19 protein-coding genes are annotated in these 19,428 nt (G+C 36.9%); 18 read left to right on the top strand and 1 reads right to left on the bottom strand.

Annotated elements, in window-relative coordinates:
• The first annotated feature begins 56 nt into the window (after positions 1–56).
• The 4 genes from ACHJH3_RS05955 (at position 57) to ACHJH3_RS05970 (ending at position 2,961) form a co-directional block, all read left to right on the top strand.
• Positions 57–605 carry a hypothetical protein gene (locus ACHJH3_RS05955; protein ID WP_407063997.1) on the top strand — a complete coding sequence of 183 codons (549 nt, stop codon included), beginning with the start codon at positions 57–59 and terminating at the stop codon, positions 603–605.
• A 280-nt stretch (positions 606–885) separates the two neighbouring features.
• On the top strand, positions 886–1,110 hold the full coding sequence (locus ACHJH3_RS05960; protein WP_407063998.1) for a hypothetical protein: 225 nt from the start codon (positions 886–888) through the stop codon (positions 1,108–1,110).
• Between the two features lie 169 nt (positions 1,111–1,279).
• Positions 1,280–2,047: a hypothetical protein gene (locus tag ACHJH3_RS05965; RefSeq protein ID WP_407063999.1), complete on the top strand. Its 768-nt coding sequence runs from the start codon at positions 1,280–1,282 to the stop codon at positions 2,045–2,047.
• A 176-nt stretch (positions 2,048–2,223) separates the two neighbouring features.
• Positions 2,224–2,961, top strand: a complete 738-nt coding sequence (locus ACHJH3_RS05970; RefSeq protein ID WP_407064000.1) for a thioredoxin fold domain-containing protein — start codon at positions 2,224–2,226, stop codon at positions 2,959–2,961.
• Positions 2,962–3,276: 315 nt separating this feature from the next.
• Here ACHJH3_RS05970 and ACHJH3_RS05975 read toward each other — a convergent pair whose 3' ends face one another.
• A complete protein-coding gene (locus ACHJH3_RS05975) occupies positions 3,277–3,678 on the bottom strand; it encodes a hypothetical protein (RefSeq protein WP_407064001.1) in 402 nt (133 codons plus the stop codon).
• Here ACHJH3_RS05975 and ACHJH3_RS05980 point away from each other — a divergent pair.
• From ACHJH3_RS05980 to ACHJH3_RS06045, 14 genes are all read left to right on the top strand, one after another.
• Positions 3,677–4,123 (top strand): hypothetical protein, encoded by a 447-nt coding sequence (locus ACHJH3_RS05980; protein WP_407064002.1) that lies wholly within the window; start codon positions 3,677–3,679, stop codon positions 4,121–4,123. The genes ACHJH3_RS05975 and ACHJH3_RS05980 overlap by 2 nt on opposite strands.
• A 271-nt stretch (positions 4,124–4,394) precedes the next feature.
• Positions 4,395–4,592 (top strand): hypothetical protein, encoded by a 198-nt coding sequence (locus ACHJH3_RS05985; RefSeq protein ID WP_407064003.1) that lies wholly within the window; start codon positions 4,395–4,397, stop codon positions 4,590–4,592.
• A gap of 151 nt (positions 4,593–4,743) precedes the next feature.
• Positions 4,744–7,566: a TraG/VirB4 family ATPase gene (locus ACHJH3_RS05990; RefSeq protein ID WP_407064004.1), complete on the top strand. Its 2,823-nt coding sequence runs from the start codon at positions 4,744–4,746 to the stop codon at positions 7,564–7,566.
• A gap of 1 nt (position 7,567) precedes the next feature.
• On the top strand, positions 7,568–10,465 hold the full coding sequence (locus ACHJH3_RS05995; RefSeq protein WP_407064005.1) for an FtsK/SpoIIIE domain-containing protein: 2,898 nt from the start codon (positions 7,568–7,570) through the stop codon (positions 10,463–10,465).
• Positions 10,449–11,870, top strand: a complete 1,422-nt coding sequence (locus ACHJH3_RS06000) for a hypothetical protein (RefSeq protein ID WP_407064006.1) — start codon at positions 10,449–10,451, stop codon at positions 11,868–11,870. The genes ACHJH3_RS05995 and ACHJH3_RS06000 overlap by 17 nt, the downstream gene beginning before the upstream one ends.
• Complete coding sequence (locus ACHJH3_RS06005) at positions 11,863–12,135, top strand: hypothetical protein (protein ID WP_407064007.1); 273 nt, start codon at positions 11,863–11,865, stop codon at positions 12,133–12,135. The genes ACHJH3_RS06000 and ACHJH3_RS06005 overlap by 8 nt, the downstream gene beginning before the upstream one ends.
• Before the next feature lie 2 nt (positions 12,136–12,137).
• A complete protein-coding gene (locus ACHJH3_RS06010; RefSeq protein ID WP_407064008.1) occupies positions 12,138–12,509 on the top strand; it encodes a type IV conjugative transfer system protein TraL in 372 nt (123 codons plus the stop codon).
• Between the two features lie 10 nt (positions 12,510–12,519).
• Positions 12,520–13,161, top strand: a complete 642-nt coding sequence (locus ACHJH3_RS06015; RefSeq protein ID WP_407064009.1) for a TraE/TraK family type IV conjugative transfer system protein — start codon at positions 12,520–12,522, stop codon at positions 13,159–13,161.
• Positions 13,162–13,173: 12 nt separating this feature from the next.
• Positions 13,174–13,905, top strand: coding sequence for a TraK domain-containing protein (locus tag ACHJH3_RS06020; protein WP_407064010.1), 732 nt, complete (start codon positions 13,174–13,176; stop codon positions 13,903–13,905).
• An 11-nt stretch (positions 13,906–13,916) separates the two neighbouring features.
• A complete protein-coding gene (locus ACHJH3_RS06025; protein ID WP_407064011.1) occupies positions 13,917–15,590 on the top strand; it encodes a TraB/VirB10 family protein in 1,674 nt (557 codons plus the stop codon).
• On the top strand, positions 15,590–16,486 hold the full coding sequence (locus tag ACHJH3_RS06030; RefSeq protein WP_407064012.1) for a TraV family lipoprotein: 897 nt from the start codon (positions 15,590–15,592) through the stop codon (positions 16,484–16,486). Before ACHJH3_RS06025 ends, ACHJH3_RS06030 begins: the two co-directional genes overlap by 1 nt.
• Positions 16,487–17,134 (top strand): hypothetical protein, encoded by a 648-nt coding sequence (locus tag ACHJH3_RS06035; RefSeq protein ID WP_407064013.1) that lies wholly within the window; start codon positions 16,487–16,489, stop codon positions 17,132–17,134.
• The gene (locus ACHJH3_RS06040; protein ID WP_407064014.1) at positions 17,134–17,868 is read left to right on the top strand and encodes a hypothetical protein; all 735 of its coding nucleotides are present in this window, start codon (positions 17,134–17,136) and stop codon (positions 17,866–17,868) included. Before ACHJH3_RS06035 ends, ACHJH3_RS06040 begins: the two co-directional genes overlap by 1 nt.
• Before the next feature lie 237 nt (positions 17,869–18,105).
• Positions 18,106–19,266, top strand: a complete 1,161-nt coding sequence (locus tag ACHJH3_RS06045) for a hypothetical protein (protein ID WP_407064015.1) — start codon at positions 18,106–18,108, stop codon at positions 19,264–19,266.
• The last annotated feature ends 162 nt before the right edge of the window (positions 19,267–19,428 follow it).

Consider the following 19,428-nt stretch of genomic DNA (forward strand, 5'->3'; position numbering starts at 1 on the left):
CTATACATATTTTTTTGCTATAACATGTTTAATTTAATTTTTCTAAGGAGATAAAAATGAACTTCACAGTTAAAGCAATACACGAGCAAGATGGCTACGAATATTCTTGGAATTTGTCGTTTGACGAATTCCGTGTAATTTCAGAGGCTTTAAACAACTCAAACGAGGACCAAGCGGTTCTTGTTTTGGTCCATACTTGTTATGGACCAAAGTTCGTTAGGGTTGTGGGCGTTACAGCCTCAGACTCTGGCGAATTTGAGAGAGGCTTGCTCTCTCCTCTTTGGTTGACTGTTGTCAACCAAGAAGAGATTGGGGAGTATATCCCTGATTTCTTCCCTTCTGATGACTATCAGGATCAGGAGGAAGAGGATTTACGACACCCTATTGTGGTCGACGAGACCACGTACGAAACCCCTTGTCAATGGGGAATTGGCAACATCTTGTGGTTTATAAAATCACAAGTTGCTCGACAGTACCTATCGAGCACCCTCTATTACGAGGGAGAGATGGGCGAGGGGGTCCACATGATAACCATTCGCGATAGCGAGGGGTATCAAGTGGCTGTATGGGATTCATACATGCACACTTTAAAAGTTACATGCTAATCCCTTTTTGTCGCTTCGCGACACAGCCCTTTTTAGGGCTCTCTTTTTTAATAAACAACTTTTAATCACACAAAAATCCTCAACTATCAATATTTTTTTGCTATAACCCCTTTTAATGAACCATATCTTACATGGTTAAATTTTTTTAAAGGAGATTAAAATGAAAAAACTACTTTTCATTGCCAACCATGCCATACCGGCTGAGTTGGCAAAGGAGTTTAATGTTGTCGTACTTAACGACCAACACAAAAGCCTCTGGGGTAATATCCCGATGAGTGACGTGCGAAAGCACATTGCTCCTATCGTGGAGCTAGCCCAAGGCTTTGAAGTTGTTGTCGTTGTGGGCGAGCCTCGCGCTTGCTACCACTTAGCGACAGCTATAGGTGCCGAAAGGTGCTTTTCTACCTATTCTACAAGGGATAGCGTAGACGAGCCACAACCCGACGGCTCCGTACTAAAGAAAGCGATTTTTCGCTTTCAGGGACTCGTTCCGTACGCGGAATGAGTCACATCAGCCCTTTTTAGGGCTTCTCTTTTATACACTCACTTGAAATTTATCCAAACGCAGCAAAAAAACAACCAACCTCTTCTTACGACTCTTAAATTTTGTTTGCTATAACTCCAACTAAATACCTATAGCTTTTATAGGCATTAATTTTTTAAAGGAGTTACAAATGCAAGAACTAGCGAATCTAAACAAGCTAGAGCTTAAAGTTGGCAATGAAAAAATTGCCTTTATTGATCTACTACCGGAAGGAGTAGACGGCTTTAAGGTATTAGAGCAAGGAGCTAAAGAAGCCATATATGATATATATCTTGTCAAAGATCGTATCTATAAGGTTTATGAAACGGTATCAAACCTGGTATCTTGCCAAGGTTTTGATCTTTTCATGCAAAGTATAAATAAATATTTTGCCGGCTCAAAAAGGGATGATATAGCGTTTGTAAATGCACTTTATCACGCCTTTGAAGTTGCTCTACAAAGAGCTCGCCCAAGCCTTCGTATAAACGTGCAATACTTTGTAAAAGAGCACTATACGAAAAAAGGCTTTTTAAATCTTTCACAAACCTTTGTGAAGGTAGGCGGAGCCAAGCTGGTTAGCGCATACGATCTCGTAAATGAGCGTTTTTTATACGCTATCGAGAGAAAATGCGAAGGCTCAAATGTCGCTTTTTTAAGAGACGTAGAAGAGCAAGCGCTCAACGATCCTAGACTTCAACCAAATCAGGTTAGCTGGGATCATATCACATATCTGTCTGAATATCTGTCCGTAAATTATCCGGACGGCAAATCAGACGAGGTGTTTGATGTTGAGTGCAAGAAGCCTTATGGCGAAAATTCCTTAATCTATAAGAGTAAGGGACCAAGCAAGATCGTAATTCACGCCAACGTAACGTCTGACGGCGCGGCTACAATTACGAACATAGGCAGAGCCAGCTAAAATGATAGGTCTAAGATTTTTCTTAGACCCTTCAACCTTTTAGGTTGCTAACTACAAATTTATATGTTTTACTTACCTTATCTTTTATCATAAAAATATCTATTTAAAGTATATTTAAGCATAAATACTATATAATAAAAATCTACAAACAAATCTTAACATAATAAGGAGAGTTGATGAAAAAAATCGTTGCCATGCTTTTAATGGGTTTTATAGCCGTTTCCGGCATCTACGCCGATGAGGCAAAAAGGGAGCTGACACCTGAGCAGTTAAAAGAGATAAAAATGAGGTTTCCAACAGTGTTTACCGAAGGACAAGTAACTATAGACAAAGGAATTGATCACGGTAAATTCAAGCAATTTTGGGTAATCGTAAGAACCCCGCAAGGCAATCAAAAATTTGAAAGTTTTGTTTTTAACGACATTCCCGACATCTTAGTGGCAGGAGCTGCTTACGATGTTAAGGGAGAGAAAATAGCACTACCTCTTGATGCAAAAACTATAAATGACGCAGTTATGGTAAAGATGGGAACAGGAGAGAAGCAGGTATATTTAGTAACCGACCCTGAATGTCCATATTGCCAACGTCTAGAATCAAATATAACCCCTGATGTACTTAAAAAATACACTATCAATGTAATACCTATGCCACTGTCTTTCCACCCGAAAGCAAAGCCTATGTTGTATTGGGTATTAGATGCACCTAAAGAAGAGCAGGCAAAACGTTTATCAAAAGTATTGACTGGTGACACCGAATTTGAAAAATTCAAGCCATCAGCAGAGCTAAAGGCAAAAGCCGACGCGATTATCGAAAAAGGCTTTAGAGCAGCAGAAGAGCTGAACGCACAAGGAACACCATCACTATTTGATGATAAGTTTCAGCCTTTGGACCCGTCTGTACTATTGTCCAACTAAGTATCAGATACGGGTAGCCCCGGTTAAGGTAGTTTTATTATAACTACCTTTCTTTAGCTTTTTATTCATTTTATAAAACACCAAAATTCAAAACACGGATTTTTTGCTATAACTCCTTATATTTTTTAATTTTTTTAAGGAGATTAAATGGAGAATGAAATCATTAATATCACTCAGGCTAGTGCCTTATGTGGTATTTTGTTTTCAGAGGTCCTGTTTTTGTTAGCTCAGTTTTTAAGAAACAAAAGTTAACGGATATGGGACAGCGGTGCTTTGAATTTGGTTTTGTAAGAGATCAGATAAGAAGCTAATACATCATACTAGAAAGAAAGGAGATAGTATGTATGTAGACTTTTTGGCAGACACGATACACACGTTTGCCAACAATTTGACTGCACTCATTATGGCTACCATTTTGAGTGCAATAGTGGCTGTGACCACCCTTCTTGCTACAGGCAAGAATTTGCTTAGTACTTTTTTTGCTAAGCAAACGGTGGTCTTTGGTTTGCTGGTATCACTGAAGCAACAAAACATTGCAGGCTTAGTGCTTTGCATATTGTTGCTGATTTGGTTATCGGCAAATATGGTAATGGAGTCAAAGGCTTCTAAGCAGCCATCAGATCTATTTTTTACCGCGCAAGTGGTATTAATGGGTTTGGCTGCGGTTTTTGGCAAAATTACCTTAGCCACGGCTTCGTGGGCTGTAAACAAGGACATGATAGCCACTGTTGTAGCAATGTTCTTTGCGATGCATTGCTTCGCACATAGCTCACGTCTGTTTGGCGGGATATTAACCATAGCCACTTTAGTTGGCTATGGTTTTTTAGGGGTCTTATACGGCAATCTTGCTATGATTCCGACTCTCGCCATGTTTATGGTTTTCGTTCTCTATCCTGAAAAGGCTTTCTTGTCTGAAACGGTAAAGAGAGCGGCGAACCATACAAAGTTCACGCTTGCAGTGGACAAAGAGCTTGCAGCTCTAAATTTCGCTAATCTTTCTAGCGAAAATAAAAACAACTCAGGGGCTACCAAAAATAGCTCAAGAGTTAAAAAAGCTGCGCAGCACACAATTGCAAGTGTGGCAACTATAGCAGTCGCTCAAGCACCTCAAGTGCAACCTGAGCAGCTGCTAAGTGAACCGGCTATAGACTACGAGTCATAGTCGGCTCAGTCTCCCTTTTATAGGGAGATCTTTTTTATTCTAATGTCCTACAGCTCAATATATCAAAACAATATATAAATCTATCATATTGATACATAATCAGTTTTATATAAGCATAAATATATTATAATTCTATAAAAGCAGAAGTGGAGGTCTGATTTTTGCATAATACTTATGTGGTTACAAACCGGCAACATATTATTACCCAAATTTTATCCAAAACAATAATTTTAATCAATAACTATTTTAAAACTATGCAGCAGGATAAATAATGAGAACTATCAAAGAATTAAGCAAACTCACCGGCATACCATATCAAACTTTATTAAACTGGAATTCATATCCAATCTCTGATTACAGATATAAATTATTAACCCTTTTAAGAAAACTTGATAGGTCGATATTAATCAGCGAATACGGAGATCCTACTAAGGATACAAAAGGAGTAAAGAATGAACCCGAATGGTAATATTCAAAGCAATGTTTTAGAGCTTTTTTGCAGCTTATCAAACAGTCAAAAATCTAGGAAATACCGATGTTTTCAGGTACTAGAAAAAAAATAAGATATAATCATCACAATCACAAAAAATGTATTTTTTTACATATAAAGGATTCTTGATATGGCAATAAAAAAAGAGGAATTCCAAGCACTTTTAGAGCGTGAGGGGGTTGACGATTTTATATGGGCTAGATCCTATAAAGACATCGAAGGCACTAATATAGGCTTATACGAAATGGCAAATGATCGCTGGGGATGTGTTTTTAAAATATTCCCTCCAATATATGCAGGAGTTGAAATAGAACGCAGGCTCGGAGCTTTTTTTAACTCGGCAGAACTCCCGGATAAAAGCTCAATACAGTTTTTCGCTTTTGCATCACGCAATCTTACCGGATATAGACATGCATATCGTGAAAGCCACAAAGCTTTTTCAGAAATACCTAACTATCAACTAGACAACAAAGACTTACTTTCAGAGCTTAAGATCAATAAAGAGGGCTGGCTTAAAAAACACTCTAATGCAAATATTATCGGAAAAGGAAACGATCTTAGACTTCGTAATTTTGTAAATCTGGTTTGTATAACGGTACCTCGCAAAAAAAGAGAAGGAATTTTTTTTAGTGAGTCGGAACTTGTTTCTATGTTTTCAAAAATAGAGCAGGGACTTAACGATTTTAGACCGCTTAGGTTTACAGGAAGGGAGTGGGTTGCCGTTCTAAGAGAAATACTAATTCCGGATCAGCCTATGTGGTATCCTCCCGAAGATAACTATAATACGCTAAACACTCAAGTTGTCGATTCAAACTCTATCTTACACATTGAAGAAGATGTGGGTACGATAGGCATTGGACACATGTTAAACAAAAATGAAGAAAAGCAAAAGAGATACTCTCAGTTAAAAAGCTCTTTACAAGAAGACGATGACACCGAAGATGAGATAGATAAGCTAAGAGACCAAAGCGTTCTAGCCAAAATGTCAAGATTTTTCTCTGATATTTTTAGCAAAAAAGATGATGCCGGAATTATTACGGAGCGTAAAACAAAGTGGCATGCCAAAGTATTTACTACAAAGATGTTTCCTCAAACTATGAGTATATATGGGGTAAACGACAAATTTTATGATTTTTGGGGCAATGAGATATCCCCTAGAATACCTTGCCCGTTTTTTCTATCTATGTGCGTTTACTATGAAAATAGAGAGAAAATAAAAAAAGAAGTTGATGAAAAAGTAAAATGGAATTTATGGCAAACTCAGTCACTTGGCTCGGCGGCAAGATTTTTTCCTGCCATTGTAGAAAGAGCAAAAGAATCAGAGCTCGTTAATCAACTTTTGCACCAAGGTGAGTCACCTATTTATGCCTCATGGTGCTGCGTTCTTATGGATGATGATCCTATGAAAGTCAATGAGTATGGCGAAATACTTAAAAAGAAATTTTTAGAAGACAACTGGGTTCTTCAAGAAGAAACTTTAATTCAGCACTGGCTTTTACTATACCATTTGCCGCTAAACTTTGAGCCATACGTCTTAAAACACTTAGCTAAACGTATGAATACTATGTTTTCAGCTAATTTAGCTTCCATAACCCCGTTTATTACAGGAGAAAAAGGCTTTGGCGCTCCCGTATTAACCTATGTGGATAGGGGAGGGCAGGTATCCGGCGCAGATATATACGCCACATCCACAAACTATAACTTTATTGTAGTGGGAGCTTCTGGTTCAGGTAAAAGTTTTGCCATGGCTGACTTCTTTACAAACTACCTAATGGCTGGAGCCAAAATTCGCGTAATTGACGTCGGACGATCATACGCATCTTTATGCCAGCTTTTGGGAGGGCAATATATAGAATTTACGGAAGACTCTAATTTGTGCCTCAACTTTTTTACAAACATTCAAACAAAAAAAGAAGATCCCACCAAAATTCATGAGGATGAGCTTCAAACCCTAGTTCCTCTTGTTGCTCTTATGGCAATGCAATCAGTTTCACCAAAAGATGCAGAGGGCAATATGGACGCTTCTGTTTTAGTTGGTTATATTTCAGAAGCAATCACGTCTGCCTTTTCTAAAAAACATCGTAGCGCAGGCATGAGAGAGGTTTGCCAATCTTTGGAAGATCAGCTAAAAAGAAAACAGCTTGAGACAAACGAAACAGATTCTCTGCTATCCCAACTAATTACCGCCCTATATCCTTTTGGCAATGAGGATGGAGAGTATTTTAAATATTTCAACGGCACAAACAACCTGAAATTTAATTCGGAATTTGTTGTGCTTGAGCTAGAAGAATTAGACAAGAAAGAACAGCTCAAATTAGTTGTTTTAGCTGCTATATCACACATAATTCAAACGGAATTTTTTATGAGTGACAGAAGTCAAAAGAAGATACTTGCTGTTGATGAGGCGTGGTCTATTATGGATAATAAAGTTGTAGTTCGTTTCCTTGAAACAGCTGCAAGACGAACAAGAAAATACAATGGAGCAAGCGGCATTATAACCCAAGGCATATCCGACTTTGAAAAAAATCCGGCTACAAGGGCGATATTTGACACCTCCGAGTGGAAATTCTTTTTTCAACAAAACCAAGAGTCAATTGTTGCGGCGGCTAAACGAGGCAGCTTAAACTTTGACCAAGCCAGCATAGACCTTATGAAAACAATTAAGGCTCAGCGCCCTTACTATTCAGAGGTATTTGTTAAAAACTCGGCATCCTCGTTTATAGGGCGGGTTATCGTAGATAGGCTTAATTATTGGATATATACAAATAATCCTAGCGATAGGGGAGATATAGAGGCTGTAATGAAAAAATACGGCGTTTTAGAGGTTGACGCTCGTGTGATTATAGGATATTCATACCTGAAAAACACAAGTATCGAAGAGGAGTATAAAGAGCGCAGAGATGCTGGAATATTAAGAATTCAAGTGAAAAACAGAGAATCGGGGATGATATAATATGAATACCCAAGCCCAAAACACCAAAAAAGAATACATCAAAAAAGAGCTTTATGTTAATGCAACCGACACATTGCGTCAAGATCTTCGTAACGATATGTATTCAATTTCTCAAGAAATTGACGCCGATAACATTGAGACCATTCAAGATTTAAATAACGATGGGCTTGGTATAGCATTTTCAGCAATTAGCCCATTAAATTTCCAAACCTATATGGCAGACAGAAAACTTCTATCAAAAGATAATTATAAATTTCCAGCCATTCTACAAGGCGGAGCTCTAAAAAGCTGGAAGAATGTTCCATCTCAGCTTCTTAGCGAAAATTTCTTTTCAAGAAGACCTTTGCTAATCCCTTTTAGTGAACAACATATAGGTTTTTTTAGTAATATAAAACACAAAGACCTTATATATAATACATTGGAGCTGCTAGGCTTAAAAGCTATAACAGCACTACCCGATGCTTTAGCTCAATGTATAATTATTGATAAGAACGGATCGGGTAACAACTTTCCTCATATCTTAACTTTTGATAAGAAAATTACAAATAAGGTAATGACCGAAGAAGCTGAAATTGAAAGAATACTTTTTGAGCTAAAACAATCCATTACCTCTATTGCTCAATCAATCACTCAAAAACAATATACATCAATAGAGCAATACAACAACAATACCGATGAAATTCCTCAACCGTACAAATTTCTTTTTATAGCCGATTTTCCTCACGGTTTTACAAAAAGAGCTATGGATAACCTAAACGCCATCTTGTCAAATGGAGCTCAATCGGGAATTTACGTCTTTATGACAATATCTTTAAGAAGTAGAGATGGCTTATCTCAAAGTATCGGCGGAAATTTAAGGCTTGAAGACATAGCAAAAAATATGACGATTTTTGAAGTTGAAGAAAACTCTATGCATGATTACACAAAGCAAGGACTTTTAAATAAAAACGTCATGCTTGCACACACTCCGCTAAGAGACTCCAAGGGTATAAAAGCTTTATATAACAATACATATAAAATTGATTTTGAAAAATTCAATGCCGACCTAGTCCAAGACATAATCTCCGATTTAAACAAAAGAATTGAGGGCATTAATATTAAACCAATAATTAATATCCTAAAAACTCTACCTCAAAACAAAGAGGATTATTGGACTCGTAGCGCCTCAAAAGGATTATGCACACCGTTTGCCAAAGCCGGCATTGAAAACATATATTTATCACTTGGCGTAAATAACTATGGAGAAGATGAAGCGACATATCACGGACTAATAGTTGGCGCCACAGGTTCTGGTAAAACGGTTGCTCTACACGATATTATATTGCAAACTGCCATTCATTATAGCCCTGAAGAAGTTGAATTTTGGCTTCTTGACTACAAAGAAGGAACCGAGTTTGCAGCATACAAAGATTTTCCTTACGTAAAAATTTTATCTATGGAAAGCGAGATAGAGTTCGGACATCAAGTCCTTAAAAAAGCGATAGATGAGATAGAGCGTCGTGGCGACCTGTTTAAACAAATGCAAGTTAACAACCTACAGGGGTATAATGAAAAAATAAATATACTCAACAAAGAATCCTCTAGCAAACTTAAAATACTACCTCGTATTGTTATTGTTATAGACGAGTTTCAAAATTTGTTCCCAAATTTACCTCGCATAACAAGCATAACAAACGAAAGAATGGATGACGCTTTAAGGCGAGGACGATCTTTTGGCGTAAATATAATTCTTGCAACCCAAACTTTGCTTGGCATTAACATGGATCAATCTCTTATGTCAAATTTACAGCTAAGAATAGCACTTAAAATGGCTGATAAGGACATTCCAAAAGTTTTTTCTGAAAACAACTTAGCTCCAAGAACATTAAGAGATCCCGGTCAAGGTATTTATAATAGGAGCGGTGGCGTAGAAGGTGAAAATGTTTTCTTTCAGGCGTATTATGCCGATATGAAGGCAATAAGCACTATACAAGAAAATATTTTAAGTTTAATGCAAGAGAGGTACTCTCCGGAAGAATATCAAGATTTTTTCAAAAATAGATTTATATACAATGGAGACACCCCTGCCAACATATCAAACAATTCTACGATAAAACAACCCCTTAACACATTTTCTCCATATATTGGAGAGAGCTCCGGCTTACAACTTGATCATTTAAAGCTTCAATTTAAATCAGAGTATGCGGATAACCTCTTAATGGTTGGAAACAATATACTTCACGCATCATCTATTTTCGGATATATCTTAGATCAGTTAGCTAACTGCAAAAAAGAATCTTCTATATACTTTGGCGCTTATTATAGTACGCTTCAAAACACTTTTGAAGCAAGAATACAGGATAAGATCAAAAATCAAAAAACAGCTCATCCGAACACGCAACTAGCTTTTTTAACAAATGTTAACACCGAAGGTTATATACAAGAATTATCAGACGAACTTGACAGAAGAAAGGAAGCTCTATCTGTAGCAACAGATCAAAAAGATGAAAAAAGAAAACATAAAAGCATATTTTTTATGCTCTTTTTTGCAGATGGTATGAATATATTAAGAGCCGGTTATAGTGCAGATGAAACTCAAAAATTAAAGAAAAAACAACTCTTTAAAATAATTGAACTTGGTCCTGAGCTTGGCATCCATACCTGCCTTTTTATTTCAGATTACAGAAAGGTTGTAGATTTTGATCTAAACTCCAAGCTCGGAGATTTTAAGAAAAAAATAGTTTTAAAAGGTGGAACCGGTAATACAAAAATTTTTGGAGACGACTCGACTTATCAAGAGTCATCATCTAAGAATGTGGCTATGTATTCATCAGGCGGTTCTGATGCTGATACTCAAAAATTTAAACCATACATAGACGCTACTTTAAAAAAGGTGATTGAACATGCTGAAAACAGATGAGCTAAATAATTTTTTTGACACTTTTCTTGCTCGAAGTAATGAGTTTGAAGCCGCAAGAATTTCTAGGTTAAACGACTTCCATAAAACCGAAAGCGAAGACCTTAAAATATACCTTGATTCTTTGGGGGATCTTGAAAAGCAACAAAAAAAGGTTAATTTTTCTGAGTTTGGCGGACTTCAAAACGCAATGATTAACGATTTGTTAAAATTTAACCCTAAAAACGTTTTATACGAAGCCAAGAGAATCTATGAGTACACTGAAAAGCTAGTTTTTAAGGAAAAAGAGTTTTCAAATGTTTCTAATGAGCTGCAAAATTTGGCTAATATGTGGTCTAAATTTTTAGATCGCAATCCGTCATTCAAAAACACAAATTTTGATATGTTCTACAAAGAGCAATATAATATGGTTTCAAATAAAATGATGAAAATTGGAGCAGATGATCTCGCTTCTATTACAGCCGATATTTCAAACACATATTTTCAGCTGGAAAAACTTATCGTCCAAATAGAAAAAATTACTGAATATATTGATCGCTACATCTACATAGGCGAAGAAAACGAAAAGTTACAAAACCAATTAAAAGATTTAATGTATCAATCCGACAACTATGACGTTAAAGAGTTTTTTGAGGTGGCGGCTAACACTCTAAATAAAATTGACAAAATCGTTATGGAATCTTATAAGGCAAGAGTTCCCGTGCCTGTAGTTAAAATATACAACAAACACAATCCAAAAGTATACAAATATACCCTTAGATTTGGAGACAAGGTAGTGTATTATGAAAACTTTTTTGAAGACTCCAAAAAATCTGAAAGCGACTGGCGCACCGCTATATTACCTGACAGTAAAAAAGAAAAACAACACGATGAAGATAAACAGGTTATGAAAAAACAAGAAATGGAAGAATTTGTATATTTAGATAACTTTCCTTTAGACGGTATTTTTAGCGGTAGAGATGTAGTTGAAAATTTGGATATTTCAATGGAGTATCAAATCGAAGTTGATGAGTTTTCATCCAAGGCTATCACCTCGTTTGTAATCATCATGATGATATTTGCCCTATCAACTTTAATCTCTATGTTTATTGGCAAAACAGCGATTTTTATCAACCTATTTTTTATTGGTATAATACTACTTGGATTTAGGTTGTTCTTAAATAACCTAAAAACTTATGGTGAAAATAAAAGAAATATGCCTGCATATTTTCTTTTTTCAAAAGTAGACTTCTGGCTATTTAAAGAGGGCGACGACTTTTATATAGGAGAAGCATTGTGGGGGGCTATACAAGACTTTGACAATACTATTCTCAATAAAAAATTTCATGCCTCGTTAAAGAAAAATGCCAAGTATGTACTTGTAAACAAAAAGAATAACATGATGCAAAGTGGAGGTAGTCATGGCTGATGGTAATATAGCAATATCTCAAGATGCCGTTTTATTGGTTTTAAAAAAATTACGCTTGCTAATTGAAGAAAGCGGAGATTTGCAATCTCAAGTAAAACGCGCAATCTCCGACGCCGAGGCAATGGGCTGGAAAGATTTTTCATATTTAAAATTTCAAGAGCACTCAGAAGACCTGCTGCGTAAATATAATGAAACAATCAGAGAAATGGAAGATACCCTTGTTAGGGATTTAGTAAATTTAAATAATTCAATTGAAGGATTTTAGTTATGTCTGGACAAGGACCGATTAATTTTTTTCCAAGATATTTGGATAGACCGAGGCTTATAGGTATTTTTGAAATTGATGAGTTTTTTTTGGCTTTTATTATTATGACTGCTATTGTTACCATTTCTTTGGCTTTTCCTCAATTCGGATCTCTTTCCGTTATGATTACCGCTGTAGTGTCCGGTTTGGGAGTGGCAACGCTTTATTCAAAAGCAAAGAGAAATCGCCCGGATGGCTATGCAGCTCAAAAGCTATATCGTAAAGGAATTATATCTCCTGCCGATCAACAAAAGACTGGAGCAGTTTTTTTTCCGCATATAAAAAATATGGGTAAGGTAATTCCATACGGTTTTACCTCCACCTTATATTCTTAAGGAGTTTTACATGTCGTATTTTGAAAAAGAGGGGTCACTTAAATTTATCATTAAGTGGCTAATAGGCGTTATCGCCGTCTTGTTTATCGTATTGATTTTAGTTATAAAATCATTAATTGATGTAGCAAGCAATAAGGTGGTTCATATACAAGTGCCACAATTTATGGAGTCTGGGCAATATGTGATAGGTGCAACCTCCGCAAGTCCGGAAGTCTTTAAAATGTGGGCTAAAGTTTGGGTGCAAAGTATAGGCACTTTTTCTTACACCAATGTGGATAAGCAATTCAACGATATTATGCCGTTTTTAGATGCCCAAACAGCATACAAAAACAAAGCCGATATTATGAAATTTTTAGAGTTTGTAAAAACAAACTTTATTACTCAAAGATTTAATGTTGAAAATATTAAAGTCGATCAAGTTGCGGGAGGATATTTTAAAGTTACTGCATTCGGCACAATTAACAGACAAGTAGGCAAAGCGGAAGACCAGTTAAACGGAATGAGATACTCGTATACGTTTTTGTGCTACGTTAGAAACGGACATATTTACATCCAAAGTATTAGCTCCGCCTTCTTTGGATTAAACGACTCTAATGCAAGAAAACAACTAAAAATGAATCAATTTGTCCACTTTGATGAAGTGTTACAATAAGAGGAGGTAAAAGTGAGGTTTTTAAAACAAATAAGCTTAATAGCTTTTTCTGTTATATTTATGGCGCTACCATCAAGCGCCAAAACAATTAGCTTGGACAATGGAAAGCTAGTAGAGGTAAATCTAAAAAACAATACGATGAACCTACTTACATTCCCTTTTGTTATCCAGTCGGCTCAAATGTCAAGCGAAACACCGGAGGCTTTTCAAGTTAGCTCGAAGAACATGTCTCTTATAATCTTAGCGACGGCTGAAAATGAAGAAGAAACTGCGGACATTTTAGTTTTTTCTCTATCAGGCGAGCCTTTCTTACTAAAAGTTAAGGCTACCGGAGACACACAAAGTTTTACTTTTGTTTCAAATAAAGTGCTTAATGAAAGCGCACCCGTTGCAGCTAAGAAATTTGAGACCGGTAAGGTGGAGAGAGATATTACAAATATTATGAAAAAAGCTGTACTCGGAGAGGCTATTCCGGGATATACAAGGGTAAATGTAAATAAGCAATTTACTACGCCCGACCTGTTAATGCAAAAAGAGTTTTACTATGACGGCGGCAAATATAGGGTTGAAACATGGCTTGTAAGAAATACTACGGAGTATATGCTAACGTTGGATTTTGCCAATTTTTATACAGACGGAATTTTAGCTATGGCATTTGAATACAACACTATTAAACCGGGTCAAGTAACTAAGATGTGGCTGATTATTAACAAATCCAGCATCGCAGCCAAATTGGGCAAATAAAGAGGTGCTTCATGGCTAAGAAAATAAACCAAGATTTTGATACTATGGACGTTAAGGCAAAAAAGAAAAAAACTTTTTTGATAGTCGGCATTATAATAATCTTAATTTCAATCATAGTTATATCTTTGGTAAGTACTATTTTAAGTACCGATTCAAGTGCACTATATGAAAAGAAGAGACAGCATCAACAAACAGATAATTTCAAGGTAATACAGAACCCTGAATTTAAGGAGACGTGGGCTATCTCAATTGATAATCGCATAGAGGAGCAGCAAAGGCTTATTCAAAGTTTAATTCAGGAGCAATCAAGTAAGCAAGATCGCTTTATAAGCGGGCTCAAAGAAGTTTTGGAAAGCAACCAAAGACAAAACGAATCTAACATCAAAAACATGGGCGAAGCAACAAATGCTAAAATAGCGGCTTTAAAGCAAGAGCTTTTTAATCAACTAAAAATTCAAGATGAAAAAATTAAACAAATCGAAGTTGTTGCAAGGCAAAGCACTCCTGCCTACAAAGGCTCAAACACGGATTTGGTTATAGGTTCAAATTTTGCCCCTAAAAAACAAGGAGATGGACTTGGCGGCGGGGTAATCATTGTAGTTCCGTTTAAATCCAGCGGAACAGATGAGCAAAAGCAACTTATTATAGATCAAAACGGCACTGTTATTTCCAATACGACAGGCATGGCTCCGGAGGCATTTATCGCTTCGGAGTCCAATATTACAGATGAAAATGTTGAATTGCCTTTACTTGATCCCGAGTTACCCAAAAGAAAAAACATTCAAGTAGTTAGTGTGGACAACTCTTTCAATGAAGCTCTTATTCAAGCTCAGCAAGATATAGATAACGAAGTGGCTGAGGCAAGCACTAAAGAAGATTTGCAGAAAAACAACTATCACCTAAGCACCGGCTTAACTCAAGCATATATGCTTACCGGAGCTTATGCCCCCGCTTTTCAAGAAGGGGAAAGCGATCCGTTACCTGTTTTGTTTGAAGCAGAAGGCAATATTATACAACCAAATGATCATCTTGGTTCGGCAGATAAATGTTTCTTGATAGGTAGTGCAAAAGGCAATATGAATTCTCAGACGGCAGAAATCAAGCTTGTTAAGTTGAGTTGCTTGTTCCAAGAAGGCACCTATCGTATAGAAGCTGATATTAAAGGTTGGGCGATTGGCGAAAACGGAATGCCCGGAGTTCCAGGAGAGCTTTTGCATAAAAACGGGGCTTGGTTGGCTAGAACATTCGTAGCCGGCTTTCTTGAAACATTCTCTCAGGCTCTTGCAAATCAAAACACGACAACCATTAACTTCGGAACCAATACCGGTCAAACTGTATCAGAAAACGCAAAAAGTGCGGCTGCCGGAGGTCTTGCAACAGTATTTGGAAAGCTTGGAGAATATTATTTAAAAATGGCTGAACAAATATTCCCTGTTATAGAGGTTCGTGGTGGACGCACGATAGATCTACTATTGCTCGGAGGTGAAAATTTTGCCGTTGTTGAAAATCAATTAACTGATGTTGATGCCATAGATACATATTTGGGTTCAAAGGCTTATGAGGATAAGACAAAAGCTAATGACACTACAATAGGGAACTCAAAAAATGCATTTACAAGATCGGTTACTCAATCAAGAGATGAATCTCAACAAAAAGGTCTTAAGCTTATGGAGGTAAAAAAATAATGAAAAAAGCTTTAATTTTAGCAGGTGTTAGCGCCCTGCTACTAACCGGTTGCAGCCTAAGCAATCCGTTTGGTATCGGACACGACAAATCGGTTTCTGAAACCGCAAAAACTAAGACTTTCGGTGTTTCAGGCTCGCCAAGAAACATTCATAAATATCGCGACTCTTTACGCAAGGTTCAAGATGACTATATGAGGTCGGATATAGATTATGAGCTTTATTTTGCTATCAATGATGACGGCGAAATTTTAGTAAAGCATGATAGGGAAGACGAATTTGAAAACTATGAGCTTTCAGAGTGGAAGGACCGCATAGATAAAGCTTTAAAGAAAAAAGAGATGCAAACCGAAAAAATAAGGGCAAAGCGCGAAGAGCGAGCACGCAAAGAAGCTGAAGAAGCCGGTAAGACTTTAGGCACAAAATCAGCAAGCTTCCAAAGTAGGTATAACGATCTTGCAGTTACTAAAGAAAACGATCTTTCAATTGTCTATAAAGAGCAAGCTCCTATGGTTAGCTCACGCACAAAGGTGGGCAACATTATTCGGGACAATGGACGCATACAACAAGTCTTTGTTGCAAACTATGTAAACAATGAAGGTGATTTAGTTGCAAGCCACGATCTTTATGTGGTAGTAAAAGAGCCTGAATGGGTTGTGGGAGAAAACACTCCAAAAAACACTTCAAATATAGGCGAAATACCAACCCCTATATCAAAATCTATGATAGAACAGCAAAACTATACATCTAAGAAAGAGGAGGCGATAGTAAACTCTTACATCAATGATGATCCTGCTGCGGTTACTAACGCAATTAATATGGAGAGCGAAGAAGAGCTAAGGGATAAAGCCGTTATCCAAGAATTTTTAAGTAAATCAAAAAAGAATAAAGGAAAATAAGTGAAAAAGATAATCTATTTTATGGCTGTAGCGTTTGCTTTGCTACTGCCATCATCAACACTTGCCGTTGATAATTCGGACTTAACTAAAGCGGTCGTAAAGCTAATTAAACAATACAACGAACTTGAAATGCAAGTTTTTTCGTCTGAAAAAAGCAGGGAAGCCTCCTTTGAAGGAGTACGCAAGAGCTTGCATGATACCAACAAAAAGCTTGAGTATTTGCTTAATAAGCTTGAAGCCTTAGAATCTCAAAACACAAATACAAATAAGTTGATTGAAGATCTTAAACAAAAGGGCTATCAACCATACGAACAAGCAGCCTCTACTAATATGCATAACATAAAAACGGAGGTGATTAAACAGGACAAAAAAGAGCTAGATAAAACCAGAGACAACATCCAAAAGCAAACAAAACCTAAAAAACCTATTAAGAAAGACGGTGGTATAGTACACAAAAAACAAAACCCAACCAAAACAGAGCAGGTTATCAAATCTTGTGAGGAAGAGTTGGCTGAGGCAAAAGGCGAAATTGCAAAACTAAGATCTCAATGCATAGAAAAAGAGATGAAGCAATTAAAAAAATCTACAAACATTAAAGACGCCAGCCATGATCAGATAATACAAAATTTCCTTAAGGACAAAAACTAATGAAACCTATTATTAGGCTTATATTATCCGTTTCGTTTATAGGCTTAATACTATCAGGATGTGGGACGGCAAATACCGCCCCACGCCCCGAGCTCATCTCTCAGCAAAAAGCCATGCTTGAAGACATAGCTTATTACCACAAAGAAGGCTTAAAAAACGCCTCCGCTATAAACCTATTTTCATCGGAATATACGGGAGTTGATTTTGGTATTCCATGGTATTTTGGAGCTAAAATCAACATGGAGAAAAAGGATTATGACTTTTTAGTAAATCAAGAAATCCCTGTTTTAATAAGTGGGTATGGCATTAGAGATCGTATCAACATCGATTTTCAAGGGTATAAAAACAATTCTAAGGTTATGGGGCTTGGTTTTGTTGATATTAGAGAGCTTTATGTATTTATATTCGATAGAGTTACAAATAGCAGCTCTGATGAGATGCACCGCATACTATCTGCCATGCAAGATCACGGACTATTGAATGTAAGTGAAGTCGTTGATTCTGATGCACTTAATAGCTATACAGACGGCTATCTTAATAAAATTTTTGCAAGATATATTGAGCTTGATAGCTCAAATACCCATCATTTGGAAATTTGGTATGCAGGCACGCCTTCATTAAAAACTAATACCACAAGAGCAGAGTACATACCTTACGCTTTTACGTCTATGATTGTTGAAAAGTTACTAAGCAACTCTGAAAGTAAACTCGTTGATTTGCGATATATATTCTAAAAACAGGCGTTCTTATCCATCTCTTTTTAAAATTTACGCACTACATTTGCTAATCACTATTTTTAGCTATAACCCTAACATCAAACTATTTATATTTTATAAGTAGTAAATTTTTTAAAGGAGTTTAAAATGGCAAGGAAAAACGACAGCAACCCGTTGCTAGACGAGTTTTTCTCCGCACTCATACCAGCCAAAACAGTGTATGAGTTTTGGGAAGCTCACCAAGCAGAGTTGCAGGTGTGTTTTCCGGCGGATTGTAGAAATACCCTAAAAATGCAACTGCGTGCAGAAGATCATACGGCTTCGGCTGCGCCTTGCATTGCAACACAAGGATGTTGCAGGGGGTATTTAGTTAAAGACTTTGGTACAGGAGAAAACGTTAACCCATATCAAAGACTTATAAGCCTAGGACATAGTAAGAAAAATGCTATGGAAAAAATCTTAAGCTGGTTGGGTGAGCAAACAGATACCGATAGACAAAAGTATCAGTTTGAAGCCCAAAAAATGCAAAAGGACGTATGGATTCCAAAACCGTATCGTTCTGAAGTTGTTAGACACTTTGTAAGTAATCGCGTCACGTACGAAGACAGATTTAACAAAGTTTTTGACGGCTTTTTAAGGGCTTGCAGTAAAGAGGAAAGATTAAATTTCCTTAACTCAAATGCTCTTTTAATAGGGTTTGCCATCCCGGATCAATACAACGACATGGATCGTGTCGTTTTATTTGAACAAGATGCCAATCAAGTACCATGGGGACACTATAAGTACAACCGTGAAGCTGAGAACATCTTACCGGGCGCATCAAAAGGCAAACTTAGAAGTAAGGCAAAAAGAGTCTTGCTTGGCTCACATCTTATTCGACTTTTCGGTAAAGATGTGATATATGCCGAAGGGCATACGGATTTTGTCAATAATATCGCAAAAAACCTAGCCTGCGTAACATCAGGCTCTGCTAACACGCCTATTCCGGAAGAGGGATTAAAGGCTTTGGCAGGCAAGCGATTGCATGACTTTCCGGATGCTGATGATGCTGGCATAAAAGGCGCGCTTTCACGTCATTTGCAAATTGCTATGTGGAATAAAAATGTTCCTCAGGAGCAAAGAATCGAGCATATTATGTATGCTTGGGGCACATCCATTAAAACCCGCAAAGGTTCTATCATGGATAAGACTGCAATAGAGGCGTTTCAGCGCAAGGAGTTAGGTAAAATTTGTGTCAATCTTTTTGGTAAGACATTTAAGATACCTAACAATAGCCCCTATCTAATTAGAAATTGGAAAGGCGGCGATAAAAACAGCTTAAGAAAATGGGGTTACGATTTTGTCGATTTTCATATTGAAAATCAAGGAAAACCTCGTTACCACGAGTTTTTAAGCCAGTTTAAATTTGAATTATAATTTGTGGGGAGCTTTTCCCCACACGTTCTTTTTAGGAACATTTTTAAATAAAAAATTATACAAAGTTGTTTTATAGCAAATCTCGAGTAGAGCGCTACAAAGTAGATGTGAACTAAAATCTATGATATACTATGTTTTGTTATTTTTTATTTGCTTTTTAAG

Source organism: Campylobacter canis (assembly GCF_045504005.1).
GTDB classification, from domain to species: domain Bacteria; phylum Campylobacterota; class Campylobacteria; order Campylobacterales; family Campylobacteraceae; genus Campylobacter_A; species Campylobacter_A canis.